Annotated in this window: 21 protein-coding genes; 6 read left to right on the top strand and 15 right to left on the bottom strand. The window is 52.2% G+C overall.

Annotated elements, in window-relative coordinates; all coding sequences use genetic code 11:
- The first annotated feature begins 7 nt into the window (after positions 1–7).
- From DWX58_RS06000 to DWX58_RS15600, 6 genes are all read left to right on the top strand, one after another.
- On the top strand, positions 8–802 hold the full coding sequence (locus DWX58_RS06000; protein WP_243093283.1) for a sulfite exporter TauE/SafE family protein: 795 nt from the start codon (positions 8–10) through the stop codon (positions 800–802).
- A gap of 43 nt (positions 803–845) precedes the next feature.
- Positions 846–2,606, top strand: a complete 1,761-nt coding sequence (locus DWX58_RS05995) for an aryl-sulfate sulfotransferase (RefSeq protein WP_118642075.1) — start codon at positions 846–848, stop codon at positions 2,604–2,606.
- Between the two features lie 63 nt (positions 2,607–2,669).
- Entirely contained in the window at positions 2,670–3,056 is a 387-nt protein-coding gene (locus DWX58_RS05990; RefSeq protein WP_118642074.1) for a hypothetical protein, read from the top strand.
- Positions 3,057–3,071: 15 nt separating this feature from the next.
- Positions 3,072–3,716: a DnaJ domain-containing protein gene (locus tag DWX58_RS15865; protein WP_118642073.1), complete on the top strand. Its 645-nt coding sequence runs from the start codon at positions 3,072–3,074 to the stop codon at positions 3,714–3,716.
- Between the two features lie 16 nt (positions 3,717–3,732).
- A complete protein-coding gene (gene dnaK / locus DWX58_RS05980) occupies positions 3,733–5,436 on the top strand; it encodes a molecular chaperone DnaK (RefSeq protein WP_118642072.1) in 1,704 nt (567 codons plus the stop codon).
- A 178-nt stretch (positions 5,437–5,614) separates the two neighbouring features.
- Positions 5,615–6,049 carry a hypothetical protein gene (locus tag DWX58_RS15600; RefSeq protein ID WP_243093282.1) on the top strand — a complete coding sequence of 145 codons (435 nt, stop codon included), beginning with the start codon at positions 5,615–5,617 and terminating at the stop codon, positions 6,047–6,049.
- A 294-nt stretch (positions 6,050–6,343) separates the two neighbouring features.
- Here the strand turns inward: DWX58_RS15600 and DWX58_RS05970 are convergent, their stop codons facing one another.
- From DWX58_RS05970 to DWX58_RS05895, 15 genes are all read right to left on the bottom strand, one after another.
- Complete coding sequence (locus DWX58_RS05970) at positions 6,344–7,222, bottom strand: DUF4261 domain-containing protein (protein WP_118642071.1); 879 nt, start codon at positions 7,220–7,222, stop codon at positions 6,344–6,346.
- Positions 7,219–7,932, bottom strand: coding sequence for a hypothetical protein (locus DWX58_RS05965; protein ID WP_118642070.1), 714 nt, complete (start codon positions 7,930–7,932; stop codon positions 7,219–7,221). Before DWX58_RS05965 ends, DWX58_RS05970 begins: the two co-directional genes overlap by 4 nt.
- Before the next feature lie 11 nt (positions 7,933–7,943).
- Positions 7,944–8,723 carry a hypothetical protein gene (locus DWX58_RS05960; RefSeq protein WP_118642069.1) on the bottom strand — a complete coding sequence of 260 codons (780 nt, stop codon included), beginning with the start codon at positions 8,721–8,723 and terminating at the stop codon, positions 7,944–7,946.
- A gap of 13 nt (positions 8,724–8,736) precedes the next feature.
- Complete coding sequence (locus DWX58_RS05955; RefSeq protein WP_118642068.1) at positions 8,737–9,096, bottom strand: hypothetical protein; 360 nt, start codon at positions 9,094–9,096, stop codon at positions 8,737–8,739.
- Between the two features lie 12 nt (positions 9,097–9,108).
- Positions 9,109–9,465 carry a hypothetical protein gene (locus tag DWX58_RS05950; RefSeq protein ID WP_118642067.1) on the bottom strand — a complete coding sequence of 119 codons (357 nt, stop codon included), beginning with the start codon at positions 9,463–9,465 and terminating at the stop codon, positions 9,109–9,111.
- A gap of 18 nt (positions 9,466–9,483) precedes the next feature.
- Entirely contained in the window at positions 9,484–10,692 is a 1,209-nt protein-coding gene (locus DWX58_RS05945) for an RtcB family protein (protein WP_118642066.1), read from the bottom strand.
- Positions 10,693–10,727: 35 nt separating this feature from the next.
- Positions 10,728–11,087, bottom strand: a complete 360-nt coding sequence (locus DWX58_RS05940; protein WP_118642065.1) for a hypothetical protein — start codon at positions 11,085–11,087, stop codon at positions 10,728–10,730.
- Positions 11,088–11,105: 18 nt separating this feature from the next.
- A complete protein-coding gene (locus DWX58_RS05935) occupies positions 11,106–11,621 on the bottom strand; it encodes a hypothetical protein (protein WP_118642064.1) in 516 nt (171 codons plus the stop codon).
- A gap of 74 nt (positions 11,622–11,695) precedes the next feature.
- Entirely contained in the window at positions 11,696–12,181 is a 486-nt protein-coding gene (locus tag DWX58_RS05930; RefSeq protein WP_199648709.1) for a DUF2262 domain-containing protein, read from the bottom strand.
- A 30-nt stretch (positions 12,182–12,211) separates the two neighbouring features.
- Positions 12,212–12,784, bottom strand: a complete 573-nt coding sequence (locus DWX58_RS05925; RefSeq protein WP_118642063.1) for a DUF4304 domain-containing protein — start codon at positions 12,782–12,784, stop codon at positions 12,212–12,214.
- 22 nt (positions 12,785–12,806) lie between these two features.
- The gene (locus DWX58_RS15210) at positions 12,807–13,508 is read right to left on the bottom strand and encodes a hypothetical protein (protein ID WP_158579224.1); all 702 of its coding nucleotides are present in this window, start codon (positions 13,506–13,508) and stop codon (positions 12,807–12,809) included.
- On the bottom strand, positions 13,498–14,211 hold the full coding sequence (locus tag DWX58_RS05910) for an SMI1/KNR4 family protein (protein WP_243093281.1): 714 nt from the start codon (positions 14,209–14,211) through the stop codon (positions 13,498–13,500). The genes DWX58_RS15210 and DWX58_RS05910 overlap by 11 nt, the downstream gene beginning before the upstream one ends.
- A 72-nt stretch (positions 14,212–14,283) precedes the next feature.
- Positions 14,284–14,673, bottom strand: a complete 390-nt coding sequence (locus DWX58_RS05905; protein WP_021630242.1) for a hypothetical protein — start codon at positions 14,671–14,673, stop codon at positions 14,284–14,286.
- Between the two features lie 53 nt (positions 14,674–14,726).
- Positions 14,727–15,836, bottom strand: coding sequence for a hypothetical protein (locus DWX58_RS05900; RefSeq protein WP_118642060.1), 1,110 nt, complete (start codon positions 15,834–15,836; stop codon positions 14,727–14,729).
- Between the two features lie 19 nt (positions 15,837–15,855).
- Positions 15,856–16,719, bottom strand: a complete 864-nt coding sequence (locus tag DWX58_RS05895; RefSeq protein ID WP_118642059.1) for a CbrC family protein — start codon at positions 16,717–16,719, stop codon at positions 15,856–15,858.
- Positions 16,720–16,730 lie beyond the last annotated feature (11 nt).

Here is a 16,730-nt window from a genome sequence, read left to right as displayed (position 1 = left end):
ACTCCGTATGGAATGGGGATTTCCCTATGAGCAATGTGTTTTTTCCAATAGCAGTATGTTTTTTGCCGGAGCCGGAGCCGGGCTGGGAACCGGGTTCGCGGGATTGAGCGCAGCAACCGTGATTAGCCCGATGCTGATCACATTTTTGGATATCCCTGCTTATGATGCAATCGGAATTGCGCTGGCAAGCGATGTTTTGGCAAGCGCAGTGAGCGCAAGGACGTACGCCAGGCGCGGAGCCATCGATATCAGAAACGGGATTGCCATGATGGTGGGCGTACTGAGCATGACCGTGGTGGGCAGCTGGCTCTCCACCTATGTGGAGAACCGGACGCTGGGCAACTTCTCGGTTGTTATGGCGCTGCTGCTCGGGATTCGTTTTTTGCTTTTTCCCATGGCAGCCCCCAAGGAAAAGTGCGCTCCATGCTCCGAGCGGATGAAGGCAGTCAAAGGGCTCATCGGAGGCGCGGGAGTGGGACTGATTTGCGGCTTTTTTGGTGCGGGCGGCGGCATGATGATGCTCATGGTTTTGACCACAGTGCTTGGGTATGAATTAAAAAAAGCGGTTGGAACCAGCGTGTTTGTGATGACGTTTTCAGCACTGACCGGAGCCCTCAGCCATTTTGCCCTTGGGAGCGTTTCCTACCTTGGACTGCTGGCCCTCTGCATCCTGTTTACGTTGGTGTGGGCGCAGATAGGTTCCAAAATAGCCAATCAGGTCAGCCTGACTGTACTTAACCGGCTTACCGGCATCATCCTTACATCAGTCGGCGTGCTTCTTCTGCTGATTGAACTGCTGTAAGGGGTGCAGAGCGATATAAAAATTCAATAGAAGGTATGACAGTATGAAGAAAAAGAACGTGTTGATAGCCATCTCTGTCATCATAATCATTGCTGTTGTAACGGTTCCCTTTTTGGTCATAAACATCTCAAAAGCCTTCACCGGCCAGGAACAAGTGGTTCGCACGGATTGGACGTTTGATACAGGAAGTTTTATTGAGGAGAATGCCGAATGGGAAATTGACATCACGCGGGCAAATCTGGGAGAAGGAATCTATGCCTTTCAGCTGGTACCCAAGGACATAGAATCGGAAGGATTTACCTATTACGACCTGGAGGTTCAAGACCGGCTTTACAACACCATTGAGGAACTGAAAGCCTCGTCCGACATATCCTGGACCGCAACACAGCCTCTGGCGATTCTGAACCCCCACGGTACCGGCAGCAACGGCTTATATCTCTATTTTGAAACGGACCTTGAAACAAAGGTAAACTATACCATTCATGTGGACAATAGCGAAATACCGGATTTTTCCGCAGAGGCGGCCGATAGTTCCGGGAAGGAGTATACGCGAACCCATGAATTCCAGATAATTGGACTGGTTCCGGGAGAAACAAATGAGGTGACCATAACCATTACCGGAAGCTGGGGCAAGGAAAGACAGATCGTTCACTTTACTGTGGATGTCCCGGAAACAAGCTCAGGGTATCCGACTCAGCTGGAGGTTTCGGAGGGAACCTCCGCTCAGAGCCAATCGGACGGGCTCTTTGCCATGATGCGTGTCAATGGCTACCTCGGTTACGGCTTTTTCTTCGACAATGATGGGATCCTGCGCTATGAGATGGTGCTGGAGGGCTATGGACTGGATCGGATTCTCTATTATGAAGATGAGATGATCACGTGTGTCTCTTCTTCGAAGCTTGCAAGGATCAACGGCCTTGGGCGGGTTACTCGGGTTTACGAGCTGGACGGATATGACCTTCATCACGACATTTCCCTTGGCGCGGAAGGAGAGGTGCTTACCCTGGCTGAGGTCAGCGGAAATGAGACGGTTGAGGACCGTGTGCTGTCCATCGACCTGGAGAGCGGGCAGGTAACAGAGCTGCTGAATTTCAGTGAGCTGATGGATTCCTATTATGAAACGACGCGAGCGGTCAGTCCCAGCGACGACTTTTTCTGGCAGGCGGGCGAGAGAGACTGGATTCATCTCAACAGCCTGGCGTATTCTTCCGAGGATGACAGCCTGATTTTGTCTTCGAGAGAGACGTCCGCCATCATCAAAGTGACAGATATACATGAAACATCGGAAATCAGTTGGCTTATTGGGGATGAACGCGTTTGGAAAGGCACGGAGTATGAGGATAAATGCCTGACCCAGGACGGAGACTTCGTGCCGCAGTACGGGCAGCACTGTGTGGAATACGTTGCGGATGGAGAGGAGGAAGGCGTTTCCTACATTTCACTCTATAACAACAACTACTGGTCAATCAATAGCCGGGACCTTGATTTAACGGTTGATGACAGCGTCGGGACGGACCTGTATGACACCGAAGGCAAAGTAAGCAGCGTATACATATATCGCATAGACGAACAGAATGGCACTTACTCCTTGGAGCAGAGCTTTGATGTTCCCTACTCAAGCATTGTCTCCAACGGCTCGCGCTGCGAAGGCTCGGAGAACTGGGTGGTAAACAGCGGAATGGCCATGTTGTTTGGAGAATATGACGAAGATGGTGTTTTAATTCGGGAATATGAATATCCGTGTACCATGCAGAACTACCGTACATTCAAGTATCAAATGTCTATCTGGATCTGTTACGACTAATCCAGAGAGCGGTGCGATGCTGCATTTGAATAATCCTGATTGAGCAAAAGAGGAACGATTGATATGAGATATAAATTTCACGCATTCTTTTCCGGCAGAAACGGTTTTGATGTGCTGGGGAAGATGCTCTTGTGGCCGGCGCTGATCCTCCTTGTAGCCGGAAGTGCAGTCCGTATTGCCTGGCTCAGCAGCATGATTTATTATTTGGCGCTGGCGCTCCTGATCTATGTCTACGTCCGAGCGCTTTCCAGAAATATCGAAAGGTGTCAGGCGCAGAACGAGCGATACATCCAGTGGCGGAATTACCGTAAGCTGCGGTTTCAGCAGCGTAAAACATACCGGTTTTATTCCTGTCCCAAGTGCAGACAACATTTGAGAGTTCCAAAAGGAAAAGGGAGAATCAGCATCACTTGCAGCAGATGCGGCAGCAGCTTTGTAAAAAAGACATGATTGGGGTGCGTACCAATGAACGATCCCTATAGCGTGCTGGGAGTTTCCAAAGAGGCGTCCGAGGAGGAAATAAAAAAGGCGTACCGAAGGCTTGCAAAAAAATACCATCCGGATTTAAATCCGGGCGATCCGGAAGCGGCCCGTAAAATGAACGAGATTAACGCGGCGTACGACCAGATTAAGAATCCGGGCAATGTCAATTCCGCGTACGGCTATGGTACGCAGCAATCGGACAGCAGGCAAGCCTACTACGGGACGCACGATTATGAAAACGGCGACCCCAGGTACGCCGGCGACGGATACGATCCATTCGATCCCTTTGGATGGGCAGGCCGGACAGGCGGTGCGCCGGTATTTCGCAAATCCATCATTCTCTACATTTTGATTGCCTTTGTGCTGATGAATTTGCTGTCCTCCTTGTTCATGGGATCCATGCGAAGAGAATCTGCCGGGCAAATGGAGCAGCAATTCGAAGAGTTTGACAGCAGATATCCGTATCCTCCCGGCGGCTTTCCTTCTTCCGGCAATCAGGATGCAGCAGATCCCGGACAAGGGGAGACGGGGGATACAGAGACGGAGCAGGGAAATTCCTGGGATGAGTATTGGGGCCAGCAGTGGCCGCAGGAGTTTTACAACTGGCAGAACGATAGCGGAACGTAAGCAGAGGAGAACAAAGATGTCAAAGATAATCGGAATCGACCTTGGAACGACAAATTCGTGTGTTGCAGTATTTGAGGGCAATGAGCGGGTGATTATTCCAAACGCGCAGGGCGGACGAACCACGCCGTCGGTGGTGGCATTTCAAAAGACAGGGGAGCGCCTGGTGGGGGAAGCGGCAAAGCGCCAGGCGGTCACGAATCCGGACAGGACCATCCAATCCATTAAACGTGACATGGGGACAAGCCGAAAGATACGCATTGACAATCAGGAATATACACCGGAACAGATTTCGGCCATGATTTTACAGCAGCTGAAAGCGGATGCGGAACGCTATCTGGGCGAGCCCGTTACCGAGGCTGTGATCACAGTGCCCGCCTATTTTACCGATTCGCAGCGGCAAGCTACAAAGGATGCGGGGACAATTGCGGGACTGAATGTGCAGCGAATTATCAACGAGCCCACCTCGGCGGCCCTGGCATACGGAGTGGACAAAGAGGAACCCCAGATCGTGATGGTGTACGATCTGGGAGGCGGGACCTTTGACGTGTCCATTCTGGATATCAATGGCGGCGTAATTGAGGTTTTGGCCACCTCGGGGAACAATCACTTGGGTGGGGATGACTTCGATCTGTGCATCTGTGATTGGATTGTAAAGGAGTTTAAAAAGCAGGGCAGAATGGACCTTTCCAAGGATACGCTGGCGATGCAGCGTATTCGGGAGGCGGCGGAGCAGGCCAAAATTGAGCTGTCCAGTACCGTGACCACGGAAATTAATCTTCCCTTTATCGCAACGGGAAAGGACGGAACCGTACATCTTCAGCTGAACCTGACGCGCGCCAAATTCAATGAATTGACCGACCACCTGGTTCGTCAGACGATGGAGCCGGTCAAGATGACGCTGGCAGACTCCAAATTGTCACCAGAGCAGATCAGTAAAGTGCTGATGGTCGGCGGCTCAAGCCGAATTCCGGCTGTGCAGGAGGCAGTCAGAAATCTGTTGGGGAAGGAGACTTCCCGGGGCATCAATCCGGACGAATGCGTGGCCATGGGGGCATGCCTTCAGGGCGGCGTGCTGATGGGGACGGTGAAAGGGCTGCTTCTGTTGGACGTTACGCCCCTTTCGTTGGGGATTGAAACGCTGGAAGGCGTCTGCACAAGGCTGATTGAGCGCAACACTGCGATCCCCATTACAAAAAGCCAGATCTTCACCACCGCGTCCAGCTTCCAGTCATCTGTGGAAATCAACGTGCTTCAGGGAGAACGGCCCATGGCCCGACAGAACCGAAGCATCGGGAAATTTAAGCTGAACGGAATACGGCGTGCGCCGAGGGGCGTTCCGCAAATCGAGGTGACATTTACCATTGATGCAAACGGTATTGTCAATGTCTCGGCGAAGGATCTGGATACCGGAAAATATCAGGAAATAACCATCCAGGGCTCCAGCAATATGAGCCGTGAAGAGGTTGAGCGGTGTGTGAGGGAAGCGCAGCAGCATGCTGCGGAAGACGCCCGGTTCCAGTCGGCCAGTCAGGCAAAGGACCGTTTGGAGACGCTGCTGTTCCGTTCCATGGAGGTCCGGAAATCCATGAACAAGGAAGAGCGGAAGAGACTGGATGAAACCATCAAGCAAGCCAAGGCGGCGCTGCGTAAAAAGGATCCCGCGTCAATGGAGGAGATGTCCAATAAGCTTGAATCGATGCTAGGCGAGCAAAAATCTTGACCCGCAAGGGGAGAGCCCTCGGCCGTCTTGTGTAGAAGAATTAAGCCCGTGCCAGTGTTTCTGGCGCGGGCTTTTTTGCCACTGAGGTGCAAGTTGGGAGATTGCAGCGCATAAAATCCGGCAAGGCGGTGTGCGCCATGAAGGAAAGGACCCTTCACGTTTCCTGCGTATATTCGGAATGCAGCCCATCGGCAGAAGAACTGCTCCGGGAGTCTTTTCTGATTTTCCTGAAAAAAGAATTGGCAGCCCTGGATGCTTGTCTGCCGGTGTAACGTTGCTGCGGCAAGGAATGGCTGTGTATCGCAGGAGGTATGGTATGTACTTAGAGATAAAGAATCCCATGGACTACCATGCGGCTTTATACATCAGACTGTCCAAAGAGGACGAGAGCGAGGGACTGTCCCAAATTGTCCAGAATCAAGAATCGCTGCTATGGTGGTTTATCCGTCAATATCGGCTAGGTAAATTGTCTATATTTTTGCTGGATACTAGCAAGCTTTTTGCAATTTGTTCGTTTCTGTTGCATAATTGGTCCCAAAGAGGTTCCCAGCATTTTTTGCGGTTCTTTATAGCAATTTATAGCCCTTTCCGCTCCAAAGCAATTACTTTTTAACGATCTTATTTCCAATGTTTCCGTGTACTCCAACGCTGTCTGTGGTCTTACATGTGGTCAAAGAGCCCTTCTTGACCAGGTGCAGCAAAACTGCAGTTGCATGGTCAGAAGGGCTCTTTTTCATGTTCAGGTTTTGGGTATTTTACCTCTGCAAAGTCTGAGAGGCAAGTCTTTTTACATCAGGCATATCAAATTTTATTATGCAATAGACAAAGAATAACCCGCTGAATGTAACATCCATTTAAGGGAACGACAAACATTTTCTCTGGCTGCACAAGCAGTCATTCTATCCGCTTAGCGCTTTCCGGAAGCATAGTCTCCCATATTGATGTCCAGCACTCCTCTGGGCGGCTGGATCATGGCATCCTCATACTGACACTTCCACTGGATCTCCCGGCTCATCTGTCCATTCTCCACACCATCTACGGTTTCCCCATCCTGAATGGGGTTATCATGCTCCAGAATATAGGACGCAACATTATAGGCATGGTTTACCACCCAGTTGGGGTCCATGCCATGGAAGTGGTACTGGAGATCCGGCAGAAACAGGGTGCTCATGCCTACCGTGTCGATGAGCATATCTTCGGTGCCCTCAATGTTGAAGAAGCGGACATTGACGCCAAAGCGGATGAACCGATCCGAGCCTTCAATCTGATGGGAACGCACATCCTCCGCCAGCAGGAGCTTGCCGCAGTTCTGGAAATAGAACGCCTCACAGGTGGGGTACAGCTCCGCCAGGGCCTCCACGAAGTCGGCGTCCAGGTTTGCCCGCTCCAGCGCTGGAAGCGCCGCAGCCAGCATATCGGTGGCCACGACCTGATACCGACACTCTTTGAAGATCCGCTCCCGGTCCTCCTGGCAGTCCCACATCTGGCTCATCAGGAAGGCGTCAAAGCCTTTTCCCTTGAACTTGTCGCATTTCATTACCATCAGCTGCATCGGGCATTTGCCATCCTGAAATTCCGCGATATGATCCAGGGCGGCAAAACCGGCCATCTTTTTATCACGGCAGAAACACTCTACAGCACCAATGTGCTTTTCCATCACAGCGGTCATTTCATCCTTGTCCGGCATGTCCACCGGCTCTTTGAACAGCATCTGAATGAGATAGGGGCCGCCGGGCTGGGGGCCTTTTTTGTCATCCAGGTTCTGCCGGAAAACTTGATTGCTCATACTTGTCCCTCACTTCTCCTGATGGCATCCGCGATCTGCCTGCTGGCGGCATCTATGTAGAGATACACCCCATCCCGGTCGCAGTGGTATAGGTTGGAATAACTCGTACTCTCATTGGGGCGGATAGGATTAGGCTCCACCACCTCAGTGGCTTCCAGCAGACCGACACCCAATTCTGCCGCAGCGACAAGAGCCTTTTTCAGCACCGCAAGCTGCCCATCGCTCCAAACTCCCTCCAGATCTTCCAGCACCTTTGGTTCCTGCTCCAGATCCCGGAGAAGCTGTGTGACCTGATCCCGAGACAGGTACACACCGGAGCAGTAGTTTTCGATGATCTGATTTTCTGCCGGATTGGGAAAGGCTGTTGGCACCACCTGCGCCCATGGGGTGAAGTACCGGACATATTCCGGCTTCTCCTCCATCAAGAGGGAAAAACTGCTCCCTCTGGTGTAATAGTAGTCCCGGAAGAAGCCTTGGATCACCGCAATGTAAAAGCCATGGCTCTTATCAAATAACTCATCAGGCTTTGTCTCCGCCCCGACTCGCAGGGTGTCCAGATATTTTTCCGCGTAGAAATCCTCCATTCCGTGATGTGCGGCAAGGGCCAGCACCTTTTCCTCCTGCCCCTGCTGTATCCAGGTGAGCGGAGTGAAATACCATTCCCGCATTTCTTCCGGTGAAATCGGGTGAAAACTTACATCATATCCCATAAAATCCCTCCTCAGTAATCCAGTAAAATGGGCACCCGCTGTTCCTCGGCAAACCGCATGGCCCGCCAGAACATGGAGAAGGCAAACTTGGCCAGGGATTGGGTGTCATACTGAGTGTGTTCCGGGATGTCCGCCTTGCTATACTGTCCATTCGGGCCCACGGTCCCGTCTACCGGATATCCCTCCGTGTCTGCCCAATCAAGGATGGTATCCTCATCGGCCTGCCACGCCAGCTGGTTCAGCTTCTCCAGCTCCTTCCGCAGTCCGCCTAAGGTGGCGATCATCGCCTGATCATCGGTGGGCAGAGGTGCCTGAAAGAAGAAGGCGTCCGCCAGAGGCAGCCACCAGGTAGCCCCACGGAACAGGGACCACACCCGCTCCTCATCTGCCGCAAGACGGGCGACCAGAGGATGCTCCCCGAAGTTCCAGTCCTTCTCCACAGTGGGGGGCATCGGCTCATCGTATGTATGGCAGGCGGCCACCAGCAGCATAGCGCCGAAGGCATCCCAATCCGGCTTGTCGGTGTAATAGGGTTTCTCATTATCTTCAGGCCAGGGGGCGTAGGGGGGCTGGCCCGGCAGAGAAATGGCGCTCAAGATCTGATCCCGCCAGTTCTCCACCGCCGCCTGGACCTCTGCCGTGGACATTTCTTCCTCGTTATCAGCAGGTTCTCCATCCGGCGTGATCCGGTTAAAGGCGTATCCGTTTTCCTCCGCCCACTGCTGAACAACAGTTTTCCAGTTGTGAGAATAGTACCGGGTCAATGTTCCGGCGTAAATATCAAGTCCCATGGCAATACCTCCCTCAAAGTTCCCCACAAGGTATCCTTGCATTTTCATAGCAGGAAATCAGCTTCTCCAGCCATTTGTCCGAGTAGCCCAGCCGTTTGCTGTCTGCAATCAGTCCAAAGTCGTCAGAGATGTACCCTGCCAACTCATCATTCTCCGATTTTTCGTAGACGGTGATGTATGCTTTCTTCTCTATTTCTCGGGTATCAGCAACCGTTTTTCCCTTTTTCAGTTCTTCGAGAGCCTGATAAACCCTGCCCCATTCACTGTCAAAAGGATCACTGTCTCTTTGATCTAAGAAATCGTCTATATCGAGTTCTTCATAATTGATTTGGCTCAGTTTATCAAGCAGCTCATACATTTGCTTCTCCCACATAAATTTCACCTCTTATTCCCACTCAAAGGGTTCCTTTAAGTCATATTTCTCCATGATCTTATTTTCCAGAGCTTCATAGGCATCCATATCTTCTGGCTGCGCTGGAATACCCTTGTCCTCCCACCAGTAGCCGTTCCCATAGTAGAAACACATAGCCCAGTAATAAGGCAAGTCATGGCTGAATATCGCCACTCCCAAGGCATCGGTCACTGGCTCTGCCAGCGGTGAGCGTTCCACTGTCTGGGAGGCTTCCTCATAGGAGATCCCTACCAGCTCCACCAGCAGGTGCTTCACCAATTCACAGAAGCTGTACTGGTTGAATATGACCTGACCATCCTCATCTTTGAACACAAGTCCATCTCTCACCATGGTATTTCTCTCCGTTTTTTAATCCTCATCCCCGGCCTTAAAGTTGTAGATGGGGCGGATGATCCTCCTCACCTCCGCCGTGGGGCCGATGTTGTCCAGAATATCCTGCATCCCCTTATAGGCCATAGGGCACTCGTCCAAGGTGGCCTTGCTCACCGAGGTGGTGTAGACCTCTGACATCTGCTTTTTGAATTCAGATACCGTGAAGGACTGTTTGGCGTCCGCCCGGCTCATCAGGCGGCCGGCGCCGTGGGGAGCGGAGCAGTTCCAGTCCTCGTTACCCTTGCCCACACAGAGCAGGCTCCCGTCCCGCATATTGATGGGGATGAGCAGCTGCTCGCCCTCTTTGGCGGACACAGCCCCTTTCCGCAGGATCATGGCATCGGTGTCGATGTAGTTATGGATAGTGGTAAACTGTTCCTCCACATGGAGCTTCATGCCTTTGATGATCTCATCCATCATGGCCTGCCGGTTAAGCATGGCGAAGTGCTGGACGATCTTCATGTCGTGGATATACTGCTCAAACAATTCTCCGGACACATAAGCGAGAGCTTTGGGGATGTTAGTTTGCTTGATGTTTTTCAGTTTCTTCAGTTCTTTCTGGATTTCATTCTCCCGGCCCTCTGCCTTCATCTGAGCCACCAGCGCCTGCAGGGAGGCATCGTCGGTACGGTTGAGCACCTTGTAACCCGCCTCCTGATAGTAGGCGGCCACCTCTACGCCCAGATGACGGCTGCCGGAGTGGACCACGATGTAGAGATTCCCTTCGTCGTCCTTGTCCACCTCAATGAAGTGGTTCCCGCCGCCCAGGGTGCCGATGCTCTTTTCTGCCCGGAGCAGATCCACATGGCGGGCACAGCACAGTTCGCTCAAGTCGATCTGGCTGAGATAGCGGTGGGCCTTATCCCGGATGGAGAAGCCGGAGGGGATCTTCTCATAGATCAACTTGTCCAGTTTCTGAAGCTCCAGCCGTCCCTCCCGGATGCGGGTGGTTTCCATGCCGCACCCAATGTCCACACCCACCAGATTGGGTACCACCTTATCGGTGATGGTCATCGTCGTGCCGATGGTGCAGCCCGCCCCGGCGTGGATGTCGGGCATGAGCCGGATACGGCTGCCCGCCGTAAATTCTTGGTTGCACAGTTCCTGAACCTGTGCGATGGAGGCACTGTCCACCACATCGGTGAAGATCTTGGCCTGATTGTATTTTCCTTTAATTTCGATCATAATTTCCTCGCAATATTCTATGGGGCATGGCTCTGTCAAGTCATTTCGTACAGCAGGGCCGCGTCGCCCTGCACCAGTTCCAGATGGGAGCGCAGCGTTTCAAGTCCGCTTTGTACCGCCTGGGTGGTCAGATCCCAGTCCGGGGCTATTTTAGCGGCCAGTTCCGGGAGGTCCTGCTCCCGCAGAGCTGCCAGCAGTTTAGACGCTAACTCTCCCTCCAGCAGAGCACAGTCCAGGGTGTCCTCCGTCTGGGGAGCAGGAAAACGGACATCCAGATCAAGCTCGCTCTCACACCAGTCCCAGATGGCCATATAGACCGCGCCGGAGCAGTCGCCGTTGGACAGTTCCTGCCGCTGGCCGTCTTTGAGAAGATAAAAGGATGCGATCTGTGACATGGCAATTCCTCCTGAATGTCATCCTTTTTCTATCAGTCCTTCAGCCTGCATTCGAATCACATAGAAGGCCCGCACCCAGTCCAGTTCCTGCTCCATGGATTCCTCCAAAGCCAGCAGGCGGCGCTTTCCTAGCCTTCGATCCAGAAGGGCAAAGATGCGGACAAGGGGATTCTGGCTGACAAGGCTTTTCTCAATGCTCTGGTTATCAAAGATACCAAACGCCTCATAGAACACCTTTTGGTCAAAGGTGCCCTGCTCCAGCGCAAAGGCATGCGCCTGGTTGATGGCCTCTTTTGCGGAGTCGTGATCCTTCAGCGTTGTGGACCGCAAGTGATGAAATTTCATCCACACATTCTCAAAATAGGTGTAGTAGTTGCTCCGCAGCACTTCCACACCGTCCATGCGAATGGCTGCCCGGCCCTCATGGTCAGCGCTTTTGCTGTAACTGGTGGCAAAATACTGGATGTGGCCCCGAAGCGCCGGGCACAGGTAGTCATTCTCCAGCTTGTTCCGGATTCCGCTCCAGGTTGACATAGGTACTTGTCTCCTTTCTGATGCCGCTGCGGGCGTTGCCCCTTCCGCAGAATTTGCCTTTTGTGTTTGAAGTGTTATCCGTTGAATCCGCCGACTTCAATTTTATATTTGCAGTCGACCTCGATACAAACTAAATGTCCCATGAAATAGTCGGGTTCCGCATCCAAATCGATGTAAAAACCAGTTTCACTTCCATTTACAAATACTGTTACATTGTTTACGAATAGTGCTTTTACAAACTCCTCTTCTGAAATCTTCCCATCTGCTTCCAGCGTTCCATCTTCGATCATTTCATTCACGGCGTCTATGCAGTCATCGTTTTCCTCCAAAAATGCTCGAATAATGGTATCTTTATGGTCATTGACCCAATTTACCTTTTCCAAAACGATATCGCCTATATTTCCCTCTGTGCTCTGAAACTCAAGGAGAATTTTGGCCTTTCTATCCCATACGGTCCATTCTCCAACATGAAAGCCGAGTTTGCGATCAAATACAAATTCCGTATTTCCCAAAATCATTTTATCCGGCATTTCGACCCTTTTCTTCAAAAATAGTCCCATAATACACCTCCAAAGATTCCAATTGATTGCTCAGTAGGATAACCCATTCGCTTGCTGCTTTTGGAGATACTTCCGGAAGCATTCGATGAACTCCCGATTCCGCTTTGGGACATCGAACCCCTTCCGATGGGGAAAGAACCCCTCTCGTTCCACATCATCCAGCAGCTTTGGCAAGTCGGAAAACCGAGCAAAGAACGGCAGGGCATAGTCCTGGATCTGCCCGGAAATCTCCTGGATAGAGCGTTCCCGCTCCAGCAGAGTAGATACCTCATAGCGGGGGAAGTCATCATACCGGCGGGTCAGCCGGGCAATGGAGGTACCCACGATACCATCACAGGTTTCCTCCGTCCCTTCCTGCTCACTGCGCCACTGGGCAATCACCGGGGAACTTACATCGAAGAAGGCAGTAAAAGTGGTGGAGCCAAAGCGGATGGAGGGGGAAAAGTAAAAGGAGAACACAAAGATGCCATCCTTTTTGTAGATGTCATTTTTGCTCTTGCGGTATTTGTAACCCAGCGGGGTCAGTGGCTCCGCAATCCGCTCACAGGTATAGACGAAGATCTCGCGGGGCTTGGTTCCCTTGGGGAAATCCTTCTTCTCCATGTTGCCACCTTCCTTCACGCATTTATAGTTCAGCCCTCAGCTGCTCCACTGGCACTCGAACTTCTTTCCACCGGCCATCCTCTGTATCGCAGCCCCGGAGAACCAGACTGTCGCTTTCCCAGCGGACAAACTCGATATCGTCAAATCGGGTGTCGTCCGGGTCAACGATGTGCCGCAGATCCAGCCAACGCTCCGGGGGCTGGGGCTGGAGTGGGCAGGAAAAGTCCAGCACAATAGTGGAGTAGGGACAGGCCCAGATGCAGCCGATGACAGCCAGCAGATCCGTATGAGGGTCATAGTCTGCGCCGGTCCAGATGAACACTTCTTCGGCTTTCTGGCCCTCCTCCGGGTGGACACAGGCAGGGACATAGTGCATCTCCTGTCCGCTCTCCACCTCCAGAACGCTGTATCCATACAGTTCTGTGCGGAAAATCAGATAGTGCTTTCCGTTGCGGTGGCGAAACAAGGAGCAGAATTCACCATCCGTGTCCAGATTACGCCAAGCATACCGCACCGTCCCCTCCTTGTCCAGCAGTTCACTCTCGCTGCCGCAGAGATGTAGATTGCCGTCATAGATGTAGGCTTTGGAGCGGATGGAATACCCATCCGTCAGCGGAAACTGCTCGTCTTGCTGTGGAGATCGATTCTCCGGTGCAAACATGGCATCATGCTGCGCCCGCCAGTCCCGATAGCGTTTTTCATGGGCGATGTTTTCAGTGCTCATTGAGATACCTCGCCAATTTCTTCTCCATCAGTTCTGTCACATCATTGCAGAGGCGCTTTACCTTGTCCTGCTCATGGGCGTAGTACCAAATGGTTTCCTCTCCGGGGCGGAGCAGGAGTTGGTCGCCATCCGCTTCTTTCCAGAACTCGCCCAGCACACAATACCGCTCTCCATAAATGGTCAGATCAAACATCCCGGAAAGGGTAAGGATCACGCCTGTGGATACATTGATGCCTGCGGTCAGCAGGAAAAACTCCTGCACCTGGGACGGGAGCGTGAAGTCCAGCGTCCTTTCTCGGCCTGCGATTTGCTCCTCCGTGGCGGCAGGCTGGATCTCATCAGTGGGGTCCAGCACCTTTGCCAACGCCTTGGAGAACTTGGGGTAGCGTCGAAACAGCTCCGGGTTGTCGGCCTTGAATTTCGCTTGCTTTTCCCGCTGTACTTGCTTCTGTTCCTCGCAGAAAGCGTCCAGCTCCGCCAGATACCGCTCCTGGTAGAGATTGCTGGCCTCAAATGCTGTGCCGCTCTTTTCCAGAATGGCGATGGCTCCCTTTTGGCTGCCAAACACCGGGACCCACTGAAAACCGTGTCGGCAGGGCTTCAGTTTCAGAAATTCACCCCGACTCAGCAGGGCTTCCAACTCTGTCTCATGTTCGTCCCACCAGTTCTGCCAGGTTTCAGGTGTTTCCCGTCCCTCAGCCAAGTCCAGGAGTTTTTCAGTCAATGATTCTTTGTTCATGGGTGTCCACGCTCTTTCTCTGCCATTACTTCCACATTACTCGGTAGCACAAAGCTCATTCATTTTCGGAATCAGTAATTTATCCATCCACTGACAAACAATCTCAAAGGTATTGTTAATTTTTCCTTCATTTCCTATATCGAGATATATTTCATTGTCTCTTAAACTGTAAAACAGCGGTTGTGTGTTGATGTCTGGTTTGGCATAACCATAAGGGTCGTATGGACGGGTGTTGATTATATAGCAAACCTCTATGCTTATGCTATCCTTTGTGTTCCCGCCAAATGAAGAAAACGCAATCATATAGGTGAAATTTTTACTGTGCCTCGTAAGCGTTTTGTCGGATTTTTTATACTTAAAGCCTAAATGCCCATACTTTTCTTGCAGCTTGTTTCCAAGTATTTGCATTGCTTCGTTAAAGTTCATTGTGCCCACTCCATTTTTTCATCGTAAAAGTAAATATAGTTCATTTCTCCATTTCAGAGGGCGCAGGAATAGATGCTCATGGCCCCGTAGTCGGTGTGCAGGACAAGTCCGCTCTTGGTAAAGGCAAAATTCACCTGCCGCACCACAAAGGGGTCATCAATGGTGGCCAGCAGTTGGCCGCTGTCGGTATCCCACACCTCTATGGGGGAGCTGCCCCGATCCTGCTGAACAGCCATCAGACTACCGCTTGTCCGTACCATGCAGGTATCTGAAAAATTCAGTCCCTGTCGGACAGGGAAGGGGAGGGGAGTGGTCGTTTCCTCTCCGGTCTGGGTCAGATAGAACTTGCCGCCCACCGAGAAGCACTGGTCATCCGGGGAGAAGAAGGGATGCCAACCTTCATTGGGGATCACTACTTTTTGGGCGGACTTCAAATCGACCAGCACATACTCACCCTCGGTGACGCGGTAAGCCGCTTTGCTCTGTCGGGGAGATAGCATCCCGAAGCAATAATAGGCAAAATTCGGGTCTTTTGACTTCTTGCATTTTACCGTTTCCCGCCACACCTCTGTGTTGCTGCCAAAGTCAAAGACGACGATTTCCTCGCCTGTGTACCACAGGGCCAGGTCGCCGCTGGCATCCAGCATGGTCTTCATGCTGTTTTTCTTGTTGGCAAAGGGCATGATTTCATGGGTGCGGAGTGAGAACTGCTGGAGAAGATAGCTGTTATTTAGAAGAAGGGTGTCATTGGGGCAGAGGACCTGCTCATAGGTCATTCTCTTTGCACCCAGGGAAACTGTTTCGAAGATCTCCCCACTGCCATCGAAGTGATAGAGGGTTTCGTCCTCAAAATCTCCGACCACCCTCGTCAGGAAGAAGTCGTCCCGTGTGAGGGCGGCAGCCAGGGGCATAAAGCCGTTGCTGTCCTTTCCAACAAATCGGTGGCACCGCGCCTGCCCAACAGCGGCATCCGGATTCTGATAGACAAATCCTTTCCGCATCTGGCCCATCATGGCACTGGCGGCCTTGCTCTTGACCTGGAAGGCGGAGTCGCACAGGATCTCCTTAACCTTCCCGCCATTCAAGCAGGTTCGGATGGTATGTCCATCAATTTCAATCCGCCACTGCTTATTTGTGGCGGGGTTGAGGAAGGTTTTTTCCATTGGTGCAGGCACCTCCTTATCAATCAAAATCCATCCAGACCAGGTGTTTTCCGCAGTGGAGGCACTGGAACAGATAGCATTGCAGATGCCCGCCATTGACGGATTCCTGAATCATTTCCTTATGTTCGTCATCCCACATTGGATCGTCCAGCACATCCTCCAGCACACCCAGCGCCCGCAGTTCTCTGGCACCCACATGGCCCAGATAGGCGCAGTAGTCGCCGCAGTGGGCGCGCCAGTATTCCTGCTGCCAACCGGAGTAGCCGGGAGTTCGGTGGATGAGCTCGTCCAACTGGGCCGGGTTCTCCACGCCATCGTCCACGGAGCAATCGTCCTGGAAGCTGCCATCATATTTCCGGGCCGCCTCGCCGCTGGCGATACACTCCGGGCACAGATACTCAACATCCTCCACAGCGTAAAAGGGGCCTGTATAGAAAATATGGGTCGTCTTGCCGCAGCAGTCGCAGGCAACGCCATCCGCAGACTCTTCAAAAGCGCCGGTTTCCAGCGGGTTGGGGTGATACCGGAAGGTGGGCAGGCCCAGCTGGGCCTGCCGCTCCTTCTCTTTCTGCTTTTCCTCCGGCGTTTTGGGCTTGGGGAGGGCATAATGATTGCCCCAGTTTTCCGCATAGTCCTTCAGCGTGCCCAGCCGCTTGAGGGTCTTTTTATCGGAACGATTTCCGATTTGGCAGAGCAGTTCATAGGCATCCTTCTTGAAGTCCAGCAGATCATACACATCCACCAGCACTTCCTTGGCCTGCTGATCCTCACTCTGCTCAAGTTCTTCCTTGAAGGTATATAGAGCGCGGACACTGTCCGGACCTTCATTGGTCGCAACAAACTGTTTTTTTAGTTCGATATAGGTTTTCTGATATTCTGTCATTGGTCGCACCT

Origin of the sequence: Pseudoflavonifractor sp. AF19-9AC (assembly GCF_003478995.1) — a bacterium.
GTDB lineage: Bacteria > Bacillota > Clostridia > Oscillospirales > Oscillospiraceae > Lawsonibacter.
This window is presented reverse-complemented; position numbering and strand designations above follow the sequence as displayed.